The 14,919-nt window shown below is 69.2% G+C and carries 13 protein-coding genes; 4 read left to right on the plus strand and 9 right to left on the minus strand.

Annotation, left to right across the window (positions count from 1 at the left end):
• The coding region (locus tag ABDW35_RS17680; RefSeq protein ID WP_343715196.1) for a calcium-binding protein at nt 1–417 on the minus strand (417 nt) is incomplete at its 3' end.
• A 370-nt stretch (nt 418–787) separates the two neighbouring features.
• On the opposite strand from ABDW35_RS17680, the gene ABDW35_RS17685 reads away from it, so the two are divergent.
• On the plus strand, nt 788–1,552 hold the full coding sequence (locus tag ABDW35_RS17685; RefSeq protein ID WP_343715197.1) for an SDR family oxidoreductase: 765 nt from the start codon (nt 788–790) through the stop codon (nt 1,550–1,552).
• A 30-nt stretch (nt 1,553–1,582) separates the two neighbouring features.
• A complete protein-coding gene (locus ABDW35_RS17690; protein ID WP_343715198.1) occupies nt 1,583–1,948 on the plus strand; it encodes a hypothetical protein in 366 nt (121 codons plus the stop codon).
• Nucleotides 1,949–1,964: 16 nt separating this feature from the next.
• On the opposite strand, the gene ABDW35_RS17695 is transcribed toward ABDW35_RS17690, so the two are convergent.
• The 8 genes from ABDW35_RS17695 to ABDW35_RS17730 all read right to left on the minus strand — a co-directional run bounded on the left by ABDW35_RS17695 (nt 1,965) and on the right by ABDW35_RS17730 (nt 13,324).
• Nucleotides 1,965–3,215: an alginate lyase family protein gene (locus tag ABDW35_RS17695; protein ID WP_343715199.1), complete on the minus strand. Its 1,251-nt coding sequence runs from the start codon at nt 3,213–3,215 to the stop codon at nt 1,965–1,967.
• Nucleotides 3,216–3,465: 250 nt separating this feature from the next.
• On the minus strand, nt 3,466–5,550 hold the full coding sequence (locus tag ABDW35_RS17700; protein ID WP_343715200.1) for an ADP-ribosylglycohydrolase family protein: 2,085 nt from the start codon (nt 5,548–5,550) through the stop codon (nt 3,466–3,468).
• A gap of 30 nt (nt 5,551–5,580) precedes the next feature.
• Complete coding sequence (locus ABDW35_RS17705; protein ID WP_343715201.1) at nt 5,581–7,689, minus strand: ADP-ribosylglycohydrolase family protein; 2,109 nt, start codon at nt 7,687–7,689, stop codon at nt 5,581–5,583.
• Nucleotides 7,690–7,714: 25 nt separating this feature from the next.
• Nucleotides 7,715–8,932: an ADP-ribosylglycohydrolase family protein gene (locus ABDW35_RS17710; protein ID WP_343715202.1), complete on the minus strand. Its 1,218-nt coding sequence runs from the start codon at nt 8,930–8,932 to the stop codon at nt 7,715–7,717.
• Complete coding sequence (locus ABDW35_RS17715; RefSeq protein WP_343715203.1) at nt 8,919–10,364, minus strand: extracellular solute-binding protein; 1,446 nt, start codon at nt 10,362–10,364, stop codon at nt 8,919–8,921. The genes ABDW35_RS17710 and ABDW35_RS17715 overlap by 14 nt, the downstream gene beginning before the upstream one ends.
• A 44-nt stretch (nt 10,365–10,408) precedes the next feature.
• Complete coding sequence (locus ABDW35_RS17720) at nt 10,409–11,314, minus strand: carbohydrate ABC transporter permease (RefSeq protein ID WP_343715204.1); 906 nt, start codon at nt 11,312–11,314, stop codon at nt 10,409–10,411.
• Nucleotides 11,314–12,162: an ABC transporter permease subunit gene (locus ABDW35_RS17725; RefSeq protein ID WP_343715205.1), complete on the minus strand. Its 849-nt coding sequence runs from the start codon at nt 12,160–12,162 to the stop codon at nt 11,314–11,316. Before ABDW35_RS17725 ends, ABDW35_RS17720 begins: the two co-directional genes overlap by 1 nt.
• 124 nt (nt 12,163–12,286) lie before the next feature.
• Nucleotides 12,287–13,324: a LacI family DNA-binding transcriptional regulator gene (locus ABDW35_RS17730; RefSeq protein WP_343715206.1), complete on the minus strand. Its 1,038-nt coding sequence runs from the start codon at nt 13,322–13,324 to the stop codon at nt 12,287–12,289.
• Between the two features lie 511 nt (nt 13,325–13,835).
• Here ABDW35_RS17730 and ABDW35_RS17735 point away from each other — a divergent pair.
• Both ABDW35_RS17735 and ABDW35_RS17740 read left to right on the plus strand, forming a co-directional pair.
• Nucleotides 13,836–14,036: a DUF2934 domain-containing protein gene (locus ABDW35_RS17735; RefSeq protein WP_343715207.1), complete on the plus strand. Its 201-nt coding sequence runs from the start codon at nt 13,836–13,838 to the stop codon at nt 14,034–14,036.
• 33 nt (nt 14,037–14,069) lie between these two features.
• On the plus strand, nt 14,070–14,919 hold an 850-nt coding region (locus ABDW35_RS17740), incomplete at its 3' end, for an alpha-amylase family glycosyl hydrolase (protein ID WP_343715208.1).

Below are 14,919 nucleotides of genomic sequence, written 5' to 3' on the forward strand. Positions count from 1 at the left end.
GTCGCCGGTATACCCGGTGAGCGTGTCATTGCCGCCGAGGCCGGAGATGACGTCGTTGCCCGCGTCGCCCCAGATGGTGTTGGCGGCGGCGGAGCCGGTCAGGGTGTCGTTGAAGACGCTGCCGGAGATGCTCTCGATGTCGCCGTGGATCACATCGCCGGTGGCGTCGCCACCGGTAGCGGTCAGCGCCGTCAGGTTGACGGCCACGCCGGCGCCGCTGTCGACATAGCTGATCTCGTCGATGCCGGCGCCGCCGAACAGCGTGTCGGCGCCGGATCCGCCCTGGATGATATCGTTGCCGTTGCCGCCGTCGATCACGTCGTTGCCGCCCAGGCCCCAGAGGGAATCGTCGCCGCTGTTGTCCTGGGTGGGATCCGGGTAATGGTCGTTGCCGTCGGTGCCTTGCCATGTGTTCATGGGATTCTCCTGTCGGAAAGGGGGGGCCGGGCTATCAGACGGCCCGGAACGAGCCGTTGCCGTTAGCCTCCGCCGCGCAGGACCTTTTTCTGTCGGCCCTGGCCGGGCCCTGGGGGCGGCCGCAAAGGGCCTGCGTCCCGGATCCAATCTCCCGAAACCGGGGCTTGAGCCTCAATCCCCCAGGACTGGGGGATTGAGGCCGCCGGCCAAACGGAGTGTGGTGGTCACGCCGTCGCGACGCACCGCGGCCCTGCGGCTCGGCCCGATCGCCCCCGAGAGGCCGCGGACCGCGACCGCCCTCTTGCAAAAAGGATGATGATCATCATCTAACGCTCATTGAATTATGATCGTCATGTGAAGGAGCGATCGCATGGGACTGTTGGATGGCAAGGTGGCCCTGGTTACTGGCGGCACTTCGGGTATCGGCCGCGCCAGCGCCGTGCTGTTCGCCCGCGAGGGCGCCAAGGTGGCGCTGACCGGGCGGCGGGCGGCCGAGGGCGAGGCCGTGGCCGCGGAGATCGCCGCGGCCGGCGGCGAAGCGCTGTTCCTCCAGGCTGACCTGACGCAGATCGACGCCGTCCCCGGCATCATCGAGCAGGTGGTGGCGCGGTTCGGGCGGCTGGACGTGGCCTTCAACAATGCCGGCATCTCCGGCGGCGGCCCGATCGAGACGCTCGACGAGGCGCGCTGGGACAGCCTGCTCGACACCAACCTCAAGGCCCATTTCTTCGCGCTGAAGGCCGAGGCCGCGCAGATGAAGGCGCAGGGCGGCGGCGGGGCGATCCTGTTCAACGGCTCGGTCCTCGCCGGCATCGCCGCGCCCGGCACCTCGATCTACAGTGCCACCAAGGGCGGCATCGTCTCCCTCGCCCGGGCCGCGGCGGTGGAGCTGGGGCCGCATGGCATCCGCGTCAACTCGGTCAACCCGTCGATCACCCGCACCGAGATGACGCAGGGCCGGATCGTGAAGAATCCGGACGGCACCGAATCCCATCCCCTCGCCGTCGGCATTCCGCTGAAGCGATTGGCGGAGCCGGAGGAGATCGCGCAGGTTGCCCTGTTCCTGCTGTCGGACCGGGCCTCCTACGTCAACGGTCAGGCCATCGTCGTGGATGGTGGCCAGAGCGCGGCTTGACGCCGCTCGCATACCCCCAAGGACCTCATCATGACCCGTGAACGCAAGGCGCCGGCCGCCGGCCGGCTGCCGCAGATCCTGCTCGCCACCGCCCTGTTCGGCGCCTTCGCAACGCACTCCGCCGCCGCGGCGGAGGTGATCCCGCCCGGCGCCGGCCTGACCGCCACGCTCGGCGAGGTCAATGTCAGCGTCTATTACCAGCCGGCCGCTTCCGGTTACGAGACCGTGGTGACGGCCGGCACCGACGCGCCGGGCGGCGTGGTCCGCTTCGTCTCGACCCTGGCGCCGGGCCAGGAGGCCGTGGTGTCGGTGCCGCGCGGCGCCGGCCAGCCGGCGCTGGAGCTGCGCCTGCTGCGCGTCGGCGACCGGCTGGAGCTGCAGCGCCCGGTGTCGTGACCGGGCGCCGGCCCACTCAGTCGAGCGGCAGCAGCAGCGCATCGATCTTGCCGGGGAACCTGGTCAGCAGGATCGCCGCCTTCTGCCGCAGCGCCGGGTCGTTGTAGGCCCGGGCCGCGGCCAGCAGGTTGCCCAGTGCCTCGTCCAGCCCGTCGCCCGGCGTCAGCTCCGGATAGGGCCAGGACGGGTCGATGGTGCCGGCCGGCGTGACATAGCCGGCGACGAAGCCGTAGCCCGCCTGCAGGCCGTGGCTGTCCACCGAGAAATGCCACAGGTCGGTCGGGTCGGTGTCGCCAATGGTCAGGCCGGCATCGACCAGCTCGGCATAGCGGCCGAGGCGGCTGAAGGCCTGCAGGTTGAACTGGCTGTAGTGGAAGGCGCGGGTCCGCTCCAGCTCCGCCACCTGGCGGCCGTCCTTGTCGAAATGGCCGCCCACCCGGCGCAGCGCCGCGATCCTGATCTGCCGCTTGGCCAGCTCCGGCTGGTCGGTGAACAGCGCGAAGGCCGTCACCTGGGCGTCATACCAGGTGCCGTGGTTGTTGTGCCAATTGCCCTCCTCGAACCCGTTCTCGCTGGTCAGCAGCCAATGGGTGAAGATGCGGTACCACAGCTTGATCAGCTGGTAGTCGGCCTCGCGCAGCGCGCCGCTGGGGCGGATCAGCTCGACCGCATCCATCACGTCGATGAAGGCGCGGCTGTCAATGATGCCGATGCCGCGGCCGTCGACGATGCCGGGGATGGCCTGGGCATAGGTCATGTTCGGGTTCATCCGCGTCTTCGGCGCGATGAACCACACCCGCAGCATCTCCGCCGCCTTGACGGCGTATTTCGGGTCTCGGGTGAAGGTGTAGGCCAGCCCCAGGCTGCGCAGGTCGCTGCCGAAGGTGGACAGGCGCACGCTGTCGGTGGCGTCGGTCTTGCTGTCCGGGTTGGTCTGGCCGTCGCGTCGGATATAGGGCAGGCCCGTCGGCGTGTCCGGGTTCGGCCACCAATAGGGGCCAAAGCTGAAATAGTCGTGCTTGTCGCCCGAGGCCGGGGTCAGCGTCTTGTCGGTGACCGACGGCGCGGCCTTGGCCAGCGCCTTGTCGGCGGCCTGCAGCAGCGCGGTGTAGGACGGCCGGTACAGCGGATCGCCGGCCGCGATCTTCGCCCGCGCCTGCTCGATCTTCGCCGGATCGTAGGTGAACCAGCGCGGCTGCGCCGCGACGGCCGAGGCGGCCGTCAGAAATACGGCAACGATGGTGCAGGCAAAGGCCGCGGCTCGCATGGTCGATTCCCCCCGATGGACACTTGTCCGGCGAGTAGATCTCGGGCAGCCGGGCGGCTCAATCCTTTTCGGCAGAAGGGTTATTTTCACGACTGATTTTCAACCAGACCGATGCCGTCAGGTAGACTGCATCAGTACTTTATCATCCCAATAAAAATTAGATCGAATTTTCTCAACCGCACCAGTGTCGCGCGGAAGAAGGCGCTCGACATCGGCTGAGCCGCAACGGGCGCGCCTGTCGTCGCGGCGGTCAGCTCACCTCCACGGCGGTGAAGCGGGTGTGGGCGCCGCCCCAGTTGGCAAGGCCGATCTGACCGTGGCGAAGGGGCCGATCGTCGGTCCATTCGAAACTGGCCGAGCCGTCCGCGCCGGCGACCTCGCAGCGCAGGACGGCGCCGGACGCGGCGACCGACAGGCGATAGCTGCGGCCATGCGTCCAGGCGAAGGGCACAGACCGCACCGGGCAGCTCTCGCCTTCGGTCCGGAACAGGGTGAGGCCGCCATCGCCGGTCAGGGCCAGGGCATAGCTGCGGCGGGCGCCCTGCACCCGCGCCAGCACGGCATGGGCGGGGCCAACCAGCGGCACGACCGTGGCCGTCACCGTATAGTCCCGCCACTCGACGTCGCCGGTATAGCTTTCGGACCGGCCCGGCCCACTGGCGTGATAGCCGCCCTCCTCCAGACGCCAAAAGCCGCGCAGCCAGGTCCATTGGCTGATGCCGCCGGTCTGCGGCCGCTCCCGGGCGAAGCTGGTCGAGAAGCGCGGCGCGCCGCCCCAGTCGAGCCAGGCCAGGTGCAGCGAGCCGGCCTCCCAGGTCTCGCCGAGATTGCGCAGCACGAGGCCGGCCTCGGACAGGCAGGCATCCGCCAGCGGCGGGATGTCGAAGGCCAAGTCCTGCCATTCGCCCGGCCGCAGTGGCGTGATCTCGGCTTGGTGGCTGCGGTCGTGGTTGTCGTCGCGGACATAGAGGCCGGCCCGCAGCGAAGCCGGCGCGTCGGGCGGTACCCACAACCGCGCCGTCACCCGCTGGCCTGGATGGATCTGCGGCGAGAAGGCGGCGCCGTAGAAATTGCCACTGAGCTCCGACGGCCGGATATGGCTGCGGGTCGACAGCCGGATCTCGCCGGTGCCGGCAAGCTTGCGGATCGCGACGGCCAGCGCGCCGTCCGGATCGATCTCGGTCGAGCGCCGCCATTCGATCGGCCGGCCCAGGCCGCCGGTTGCCCTGGCCTGGAAGCCGCCCATCGCACCCGCATGGCGGACGTGGCGCCGGGGGCGTCCCCGCCCCGCCTCGACCCCAGCCAGGACGCGGCCGAGGCGGGCGAGCAGGTCGGCGCCCTGCGGGATCATCATCAGGTTGCGGCCGCCGATCAGCCCGGCATTGACCAGGATGTCGTTCACGGGGCGGCGCCAGGCCGGGTCGATGTCGTCGATGCCGACAGCGACGCCCATCACCGCGCCGACATTGCCGACATTGCAGTCGGTGTCCCAGCCGGCCATGGCGGCGATCCGCAGCGCCCGGCTGAAATCCCCGCCGCCGTACAGCAAGGCGAGGACGATGACGCCGGCATTCGGCACGATCGGCACGGTGCCAGGATAGCGGTCATAGCCGAACTCGGCCGCCAGCACGGCAAAGGCGGCGCGCCAGTCGTCGGGGAATCGGCGATGGGCCTCGACCATGGCGTGGACCATGGCGGCGTAGTCGCCGTCGCGGTCGATCCGGGCCAGCCCCGCCGCGATCAGCGCCGCCGGGTCGCGCAGCTCGAAGGCGGCGCTGACCATGGCGGCGACGAAGCGGGCGCCCTGCAGCGCATTACCGTCCCAGGCCACCCGCGCCGCCCGTTCCGACAGATCAGCGGCGAGATCCGGCCGGCCCGGCGCCATCAGGCCCCAGATGTCGGCGAAGATCTGGCCGCCGATCTCCTCGGCGACGATCCGGCCGTTGAGCGCGGCCGACCCCGCCAGCGGCGCCGGGATCCCGGCGGCCAGGTTGACATAGGCGGTGTGCATGGCGGCGACGCCGTAGCCGCCCCACCACAGCGTGCCGTGCTGGTCGCCGAGATAGTTCAGCCAGCCCTCGGCGATCTGCTGCGTCGTCACCTCCGCCGAGGCGCCGCAATCCTCGAAGATCCGGGCCAGGATCATCGAGAAGGCGGTGTCGTCATCCGGCTTGAAGAACCGGCCGTCATCCTCGCTGAGATAGAACTCCAGCGCGCCGATATGGCTGCGGATCTGGGCTTCGGTCCAATTCTCCAGCGGGGCGCCGAAGCGGACGCCGATGCACTTGCCCAGCCATCCGGCATAGACCCGGTCGTCATAGCCGGCGGGGATCATCCCGGCGCCCGCGCCCAGGCGGGACGGGCTTCAGCCATTCGCCCGCTCGCGGATCTCGATCGCGCCGGCCTGCATGCGCCCGGCCGCGGGCAGGCGCAGCCCCGCCATGCCATAGGCCAGGGTGGCGTCGCGGGCCTCCAGCAGCACCTCGCCGTCGACCGACAGGGCCAGCCGGTCGCCGACCGCCTCCAGCGCCAGGCTGTAGGTCTGTCCAAGCTCGCGCCGGAACGGGGCGCGGGCCAGCACGGTCTCGCCGAAGTCGCGGCGGATGATCGCCACCTCGTCGGCCGAGACGAAGCCGGCGGCATAGCAGCGCTCATTGCCCTGGCCGCGGGTGCAGACCAGGTGGCCGTCGCCGGCCAGCGGCGTGATCTCCGCCGTCACTGTCTGGTCGCGGGCATAGAGATGGCCGGTCCACAGGTCGGCGTCGGTGGCGGTCAGGGCATGGATGCGGCCGTCCTCGATCTTCCAGACGCCGCGGTTCCAGGTGCAGCGGGTGATGCCGCCCCATTCGTTCGCCTCGATCCGCGGGTCGAGCCGGGCCGAGCCGGCGCCGGAGACCTCGAACGCGTCGATGAAGACCCGGCCGAGGAACTTCAGCCGGCCGAAATACTCGACCTTGATGCCGATCTCGTCGACCGCCTCGCCGCCCGTCTCCGGTACGGTGAAGCGCAGCTCCTGCCACTCCCCGGCGGCGGGCTGGGTCCAAGCGCCGATCTCGTCGATCGTGCCGCTCATCGCCCGGCGGACATAGGGCACGATGCGGAGATGGCCGTCGCCCTCCCAGGGGTCGAGCCAGAGCCGCAGCACCGCTTCCTGCCCCGTCGCCACAACCGGCGAGAACATCGGCCGATAGCGCTCATCGTCAAAATCGCTGCGGCGGTAGAAGGGTTTCCAGAAGATCCGGCCGCCATCGCCGCGCTCCAGCCGGTCCAGCAGGGCGCAGAGGGCGCCGCGGCCAGTGGCCTTGCGCTCATCCGACCAGGACAGGGCGATGCGGTTGTCGGGCTCGGTGCGGAAGCCGTGGGTCGACCCCGGCAGGTCGAAGTCGAAGCGCAGGCCGCGCCGCTCCATATCCGCCTCCCATTCCGCCGGCGGCTCCTCCCCCGCCAGGCGGTGGGCCAGCACCGCCAGCTCGCGGCAGAAGCTCGGGATGTCGACGATGTTGAGCGACCCGGTGATGCCGGAGGCGACGATGCCGTCATTAATCGGGCGGCGGTAGTGCGCGGCGACACCAGCGATGCCGGCCAGGGTGCCGACGATAGCCCCGGCATTGCCGGCGTTGCAGTCGGTGTCCCAGCCGCCCATGGTCGCGATCTCGACCGTGCGCGACAGGTCGCCCTGGCCGTAAAGCAGGGACAGGATCAGCAGACCGGCATTCGGGATGATGTGGCAGACGCCGGGATAGCGGTCATAGCCGAACTCGCTCTCCAGCATCCGGCGGCAGGCGCGCCAGTCCTTCGGCTTCACCCGGTGCAGGGCCTGCACCGCATGGGCGACGCGGGCATATTCGCTGCCGGCCGGGATGGTCGCCAGACCGGCCTCCACCACCTCCTCGATCGTCTCCGCCACGAAGGCCTTGGCGATGCAGGCGGCGACGAAGCGGGCGCCGTGCAGGCCGTTGCCGTCATGCGAGACGCTGGCGGCGCGGGCGGCCAGGTCGGCGGCGCGGGCCGGGTCGCCCGGGCACACCCAGCCCCAGGAATCGACGAAGATCTGGCCGCCGATCTGCTCGGCGATCACCGCGCCGTTGCGGGCGATCGAGCCGGACTCCGGCGCCGGGATGCCGGACTGGAGATTGGCGAAGGCGGTGTGCTCGGTCGAGATGCCGTAGCCGCCCCACCAGAACATGCCGTGCAGTTCGGCGGCATAGTTCAGCCAGGTGCGGCCGACATCCTGCGGCGACGGGTCCAGCCCGAAATCGCGCAGCGCCCGGATGAAATAGACCGGCCCGTTGGTGTCGTCGTCGGCGGCGAAGTTCTTGAAGTCGCGCAGATAGCCGGTGATCTCGCCATAGGTCTTGTCGATCCGGTCCCAGGTCCAGATCGTCGGCTCAACCGGGGCGCCGAGGCGCACGCCGATGGCCTTGCCGAGGAAGCCGGCATAGATGCGGTCGAGGGTGTCGGTGGGCAGGGGCATTCCGGGCTCTCGGTCTTCGGGCGGGTCAGCGGCCGGCGGCGGCGCGGGCGGGCTGGACGGGGTCGGCGGTCAGCGCCAGGCGCTGGGCGTCGCGGCGGCGGGTGCGGTCGAGATCGGCGGCCAGGATGGCGGATGCCGCCTGGTGGAAGCGGTCGGCCTCCGCCGCCAAGTCGAAGCGGTTGGCGCGGTCCAGCAGGTCGCGGTCGGCGGGCTCGATCACCGCTTCGCCCTGCATGGCGCCGAGGATGGCGCCGGCCATGCAGCCGATGGAATCGGTGTCGCGGCCGGAATTGACGCCGTCAACGATCGCCGCCCGGAAGTCGCCGTCATGGATCAGGCAGAAGCCCAGCGCCAGCGGCAGCTCCTCGATCGCGCGCAGGCGCGACGGGGTGTAGTCATGGGTCGGCAGCCCGGCCTTCTCCGCCCGGCGGTGGACGTCGTCGCCCATGCTGGAATAGCGGCCGATCACCGACTGGAACTCCGCCGTCACCCGGGCGTGGTCGGCGCGATGCGGCTTCAGCCGCCGCGCCGCTTCGGCGATGTCGGCGATGGCGGCGCGGGTGCCGTCCTTGGCCAGGGCAATGGCGGTGTCGACCACCGCCTCGATCGTCGTGCCCGGCACCATGGCGGCGGCGACGCAGGCGGCCATCACACCGGCCGCCTCCAGCCCGTAGCTGTGCTGGTGGCCGGCGGCGAGGTCGACCGCCTCGTCATAGGCAGCCTTGGGGTCGCAGGCATTCACCGCCCCGACCGGGGCGATGTACATGGCGGCGCCGCAATTGACCATGTTGCCGATGCCGCCCTCGCGCGGGTCGCAGCTGGTCAGCTGGTGGCGCTGGAAGATCCACTTCTCGGGGTAGAACAGCCGCTCGATCAGCATGGTCTCGCGCTGCATCTCCGGGATCCAGCGCGGCGTCCAGGCGATCTGGCGGACCATGCCGCCGGCCATGTCCCAGGCGTCGAGATGGCGGCCCGCCTCCTGATAGACCGCCATCAGGCACAGCGTCATCAGCGTGTCGTCGGTGACGATGCCGTGGCCGCGGATGCGGCCGCCGCGCGCCGTCTCCGGCGCGTCCTTGCGGTGCCAGTCGACATCCAGCGAGGTGACCCGGCCGTAGCGCTGCCGGATCTCGGCCGCGGACAGCTTCTCGATCGTGGCGCCCATGGCGTCGCCGAACGCGACGCCATGGAGCATCCCCTGGATCCGCCCCTTCAGCGACGGCCCTGCCTCAGTTCGTTCCATTCAGCTTGGTCCTCGCATAGTCGGTGATCTCGGCGCCGCCCTTGGCGTTCCATTCGGCGACGTAGTCGTCCCACTTCTCCATCGGCAGCTCGCCGGAGATGAACTTCCAGACATAGCTGCGATAGACGTTCTCCACCGCGTCCAGCCGGGCGTTGTAGTCGCTGGGGAAGACGAAGCTGTCGTCCGGCGCGTAATACTTCTGGGCCAGGTCGATCGACTTCTGGGCCTGCTCCGACAGCAGCGGCACCGGCGGCTTCCAGGCGTCCGGCTGGTCGATGATGAAGCGCGGATACCAGGTCGCCATCTTGTCGGTGATCTTGACGGTGCCGCCGTCCTTCACCCACTCCTCGCCCTCGAAGCCCATGCGGTCGATCTGCTGGCCCTCGGGGCTGGCCATGAAGTCCATCAGGGCGACCACGTCCTCCTTGTGCTCGGAGATGGCGGACATGGCGAAGCCGCGGCTCTCGCGGCTGACGTCGACGGCGCGCAGCCCCTGCCCGCCCGGGCCCTTCGGCGGGTCCAGCGGCACCAGGTTCACGCCCGGATGCAGCTGCCGCATCTTGCCCTGGTAGATGTCCATGTTGACCCCGACCACGCCGAGGATCACGCCGACCCGGCCGGAGTAGAACTTGTCCTCCCGCGTGTCCCACTTCGTGGTGATGAAGTCGGGGTCCAGCAGCCCTTCGGCGAACAGCTTGCGGTAATAGGCGATCTTGTCGCGCTCCTGCGGCGACACGCGGGAATGGATCCACTGGCCGGAGGAATCCTTCAGCCAAGTGGCGCTGACGCCGAAGGCCTGGTTGAAGATCTCGTCCAGCTCGTCGGTCGCTCCGGCCGGCGGGATGGTGGCCACCGTGATGCCGTAGGTGTCCTTCTTGCCGTTGCCGTCGAGGTCGCCGTCCACGATCTTGCGGAACAGGTTTTCCCAGTCATCGAGGGTCTGCGGCGCCGGCAGGCCGGTCTTCTCGAGCCAGTCCTGGCGCATCACCCCGACCTTGGCCCGGACCGGGAACGGATAGATCAGATAGGGGTAGTTCTCGAGCCGCGGCTGGTTGTGCGCCCACAGCGCCTTCTTCAGGTTCGGCGCCTTGTCCAGCCAGGGCCGCCAATCCTCCAGCAGGCCTTGCTCGACGATCTTCTGGTCGCCGCCCTGGAAGTAGATCAGGTCCGGGATGTCGCCCGACAGCAGCATCAGCGACAGCTTGTCGGCATAGCCGCCGGGCGGCACGTCGACCAGGTCGATCTTGACCGGATGGCCCTTGGCGGCCATGCCCGCCTCGATCGCCGCCACCAGCTTGACGTCGTCCGGGTTCGACTTGGTGAAGTCCTTGCTGACGACGCGGATCGTCACCGGATCGGCCGCCAGCGCCGATGCGTTCAACGCCGCCGCGAACACCAGGGCCAGCGCCGGCCCAAGAAGCATCTTGCTCATTGCGTCTCCTCCTCGACTTTTTGATTGGGGGTCATGGCAGCGGGTCATCCCTTGACCGCTCCGCTCATGGTGCCCTTGGTGAAGAACTTCAGGATCAGCGGGTAGATTGCCAGCACCGGGATCAGGGTCAGGATGATCATCCCGGCCTTCAGCGCTCGCAGGTCGATCTGGCTGCCGCCGGTGTAGCGGTTCATGGCGTCCAGCCCGACCATCAGCGACTTGTCGCCCTCGACCACGAACTGGCGCAGCACCACCTGCAACGGCCATTTCCCCGGGTCGTTCAGGTAGATCATCGCCCGGAAGTACTCGTTCCAGTGCAGCACCGTGTAGAACAAGGTGATGGTGGCGATCGCCGGCAGCGCCAGCGGCGCCACCACGTACCAGAGGGTCTGCAGCGGCGAGGCGCCCTCCATCTCCGCCGCCTCCAAGAGCTCCTTCGGGATCTCCTCGAAGAAGCGGATCAGCACGATCAGGTACCAGGCGAAGACGCCGCGATAGAGGATCACCGACCAGTAGGAGTTGAGCAGGCCGAGCTGCTTCATCACCAGATAGTCGGGCACCACGCCGGGGTCGAACACCACGGTGACCAGGATGAAGACCAGGATCGCCCGGCGCCCCGGCAGCCCCTGGCGCGACAGCGCCCAGGCCATCAGCGTGGTGGCGACGACGTTGATCGCGGTGCCAGCGATGGTGATCAGGAGGCTGTTGGCGAGCCCCTTCAGCACCTGCGGGTGGGTCAGCAGCACCTGCCAGACATCGAGCGAGAAGCCGTGCGGCAGCACGGCGAGGCCGCTCATTCCCGGCACCTGGGCGCTGTCGGACAGCGAGACGGCCAGCAGGTTCAGGATCGGCTGCACCGTCACCACCACCATCAGCAGCAGGGTGGAGCAGATGATGGCGTATTCGATGCGCTCGAACGGCGTCTTGCGGATCCGCGAGGCGGCAGCCATCACCACACCCCCTTGCCGGTGATGCGCTTGGCGACGAAGTGGGCGGCCAGGATCATGGCCATGCCGATCACCGCCTTGAACACGCCGGCCGCGGTGGCATAGGCGTATTCGCCGCCGAGGATGCCCATGCGGTAGACATAGGTGTCGAGGATGTCGATCCGGTCGCGGATCGCGTCGTTGGAGAAGTTGAACACCTGGTCGAAGCCGGCGCTCATGAAGGCGCCGAGATTGAGGATGAAGACCGTCGCCATGGTCGGCACCAGGGCCGGCAGGGTGACGTGCCAGACCTTGCGCCAGCGGCCGGCGCCATCGATCGTCGCGGCGTCGTAGAGCTGCGGGTCGATCGCCATCACGGCGGCGAGGAACAGCAGCGAATCCCAGCCGGCGCTGCGCCACATCTCGGAGAAGACCAGGACCCAGAGGATCGAGCCTTCCGAGGTCATGAACGGCACCGGCGCGAAGCCGACCAGGCCGAGCAGGTCGTTGACCGTGCCGTCGGTCGGCGACAGCACGGCGATGAAGACGCCGGCGATGACGATCCAGGACAGGAAATGCGGCAGGTAGATCGCCGACTGCACGAAGCGGCGGAAGCGGCTGCCCTGCACCTCGTTGACCAGCAGCGCCACGATCACCGGCACCGGGAACAGGATGACCAGCTTCATGGCGCTGATCAGCACCGTGTTCCACAGCACCTGGTAGAAGACCGGGCTGTCGAACAGCGCCCGGAAATGCTTCAGCCCGACCCAGACGCTGGGGCCGATGATGCGGTAGTCCTGGAAGGCCAGCTTGGCCTGCCAGATCGGCAGGTAGTGGAAGACCACGAAGTACAGCAGGCCCGGCAGCAGCATCAGGTAGTAGCCGCGCCAGCGCCAGGCCCGCCGCAGGCTGGATTCTCGGCCGGCTCTTATGCTGGGAACGTTCCCATGAATGGTCGGAATCGGGGCCGGAGAGCTTTGATCGACGCCGGTCATGTCAGGCGCTCTTCTTCCGGACGGTTCGCAAGGCCGGGGGCGCCGCCACCGAGGCGCGCTCGACCAGCCGGCACGGCAGCACGGCATGGGCGGTCTCCCCGGTGCCATCGATGGCGCCGAGCAGCAGGCGCGTGGCCTCGACGCCGATGTCGTAGCGCGGCTTGTCGACGGTGGTCAGCCCGGGGTCGGTGAAGCTGCCGGCCTCGACGCCGTCCATGCCCATGATCGAGATGTCGTCCGGGCAGGCCAGGCCGGCGGCGCGGGCCGCCAGGATCGCCCCGACCGCCATCAGGTCGTTGGCGGCGAAGACTGCGGTCATGCCAGGCGCGCGTTCGAACAGCCGGGCCGTGGCGGCCTGCCCGGATTCGACGGTGTAGTTCGCCTCCTCCGTCGGCAGCAGCGCGACGTCGAGCCCCTGGCGCTGCCAATGGGCGCGGGCCTCGGCGACGAAGCGGCTGCGGCCCAGCCGGTCGCGGCCGATCAGTAGCCCGATATGGCGGTGCCCGAGGCCGATCAGATGGTCCAGCGCCAGCCGCACGCCCTGGGCCACGTCGCTGCGCGCACTGCTGAATTCAGGGAACCGCTCGCCGCTGGAGCCAAGCACGACGACCGGCGCCTCGGCCTGGCGCAGCAAAGTGACGTCGTCGGTCACGGCAGGGTTGATCAGGATGCCGTCCACCCGGGCCTGGCGCAGCGCCTGCAGGTGGCGGCGCTCGCGCTCCGTATCCCAGTCGGAGCTGAAGATCAGCAGCGACCGCTTCTCGGCCTCGGCCTTGTCCTGGGCGCCACGGGCGAGGTCGGCCCAGTAGGGGTTGGAGAGATCGGGGATCACCAGCCCGAGGGTGCCGCTGCGGCCGGTGCGCAGGCCGAAGGCCAGGTGGTTGCGCTCATAGCCGGAGTCGCGGACCGCCTCCTCCACCCGCCGGCGGGTCTCGGCATGCACCGCCCCGACGCCGGACAGCACGCGCGCCACCGTGGTCTTCGACACGCCGGACAGGCGGGCGACATCGATGATGGTGGGCTGGCGCTTGCCGGTCAAAGGCGTCTCCCCGGTGAAGTTTGGTCCCGATCTCTCGGGATCGGGTGTGGGAACGTTACCAATCCTTCTCTCCACCCGTCAAGCGGCCATTGCTGCGATGAGTATGCCTTGATCGTTGCGACCCTGGAAAGACTCTTTTCCCACCGACACGGCCGCTCCCAAAAGAATTTTCCGAGCGCAGCGGAACCGAACCCCAGCGGCGCTATTGAAGCGGACGAGGCCGGGTTGCGGGCGACATCGCCGCGGACCGGCTCCTCGAGACTCACGACCCGGCAGGCGCAGCCGCCTCGGTGCGCACCGCCGGAACAGGAAGAAATCCTCCGAGCCAGGGCGGAGCGATTTCTTTTGCATGACAATAATGCGTGCAGAGAACCTGCATGCACCTCAGGAGAGCGGATCGCAGCAACAAGATTTCAATTTACAAAACCTTAACATTTGTTTCCGCGAATTGCGGTGCGGACCGAGGCGAATGGGTCATAATGGCGGCCAATACTGAAATCCGGAGCGGCACATGAGCGACGATCGCGAAGAGCGAATCCGACGGCGTGCCTATGAAATCTGGGAAGCCCTCGGCTGCCCGGAAGGCGGGCAGCAGGAGCACTGGACCCAGGCGGAGGCGGAGATCCTGGACCAGGAATGCCAGGGCACGGGCAGCGTGCCGGAAGGGGCGGAGGAGTTGGACCCGGATGGCACGCCGAAACGACGGCGCTGAACGGACTCCGGTCCTGCGGCTGGAGGCGCGGCGATGACCCCGCCGGCCGCCGCCCGAATCCTCACTCCGCCGCAGCCCAAGCGCGCGGCCCACGCCATGCCCTTCGGCGCCGAGCGGCGGCCGGATGGCGGCACCCGCTTCCGCCTGTGGGCCCCGGACGCCGAGACCGTGACCCTTCTGATCGGGCCGGACCGTCAGGCCCGGCCGCTCGAGCGGCTGGACGATGGCTGGTTCGGGCTGACCGTGCCAGGCCTGCCGGCGGGCACACCCTATCGCTACCGCCTGGCCGACGGCACCGAGGTGCCGGACCCCGCGTCACGCGCCCAAGAGGGCGGCCCCTTCGGCCCGTCCCTGGCCTGGGACCCGCTGGCCTATGACTGGCAGGCGGCCGGCTGGCGCGGCCGGCCCTGGCACGAGGCGGTGGTGTACGAGCTGCATTGCGGCGCCATCGGCCGGCCCGGCGGCTTCGCCGCGGTGGAGCAGCAGCTGGACCGGCTGGCCACGCTGGGCGTTACCGCCATCGAGCTGATGCCGGTGGCCGATTTCGTCGGCGCGCGCGGCTGGGGCTATGACGGGGTGCTGCCCTTCGCCCCGGCCTCGATCTATGGCAGCCCGGACGACCTCAAGCGCCTAGTCGATGCCGCCCACCAACGCGGGCTGATGGTGCTGCTGGACGTCGTCTACAACCATTTCGGCCCGGCCGGGAACTTCCTGTCGCTCTACGCCAAGTCCTTCTTCGACCAGGACCGGCTGACGCCCTGGGGGCCGGCGATCGACTTCCGGCGGCCGCAGGTGCGCGACTTCTTCCGCCATAACGCGCTGTACTGGCTGGAGGAGTTCCGCCTGGACGGGCTGCGCCTGGACGCGGTGCACGCGATCCGCG

Source organism: Inquilinus sp. (assembly GCF_039594555.1).
In the GTDB taxonomy this organism is placed as follows: Bacteria; Pseudomonadota; Alphaproteobacteria; order DSM-16000; family Inquilinaceae; genus Inquilinus.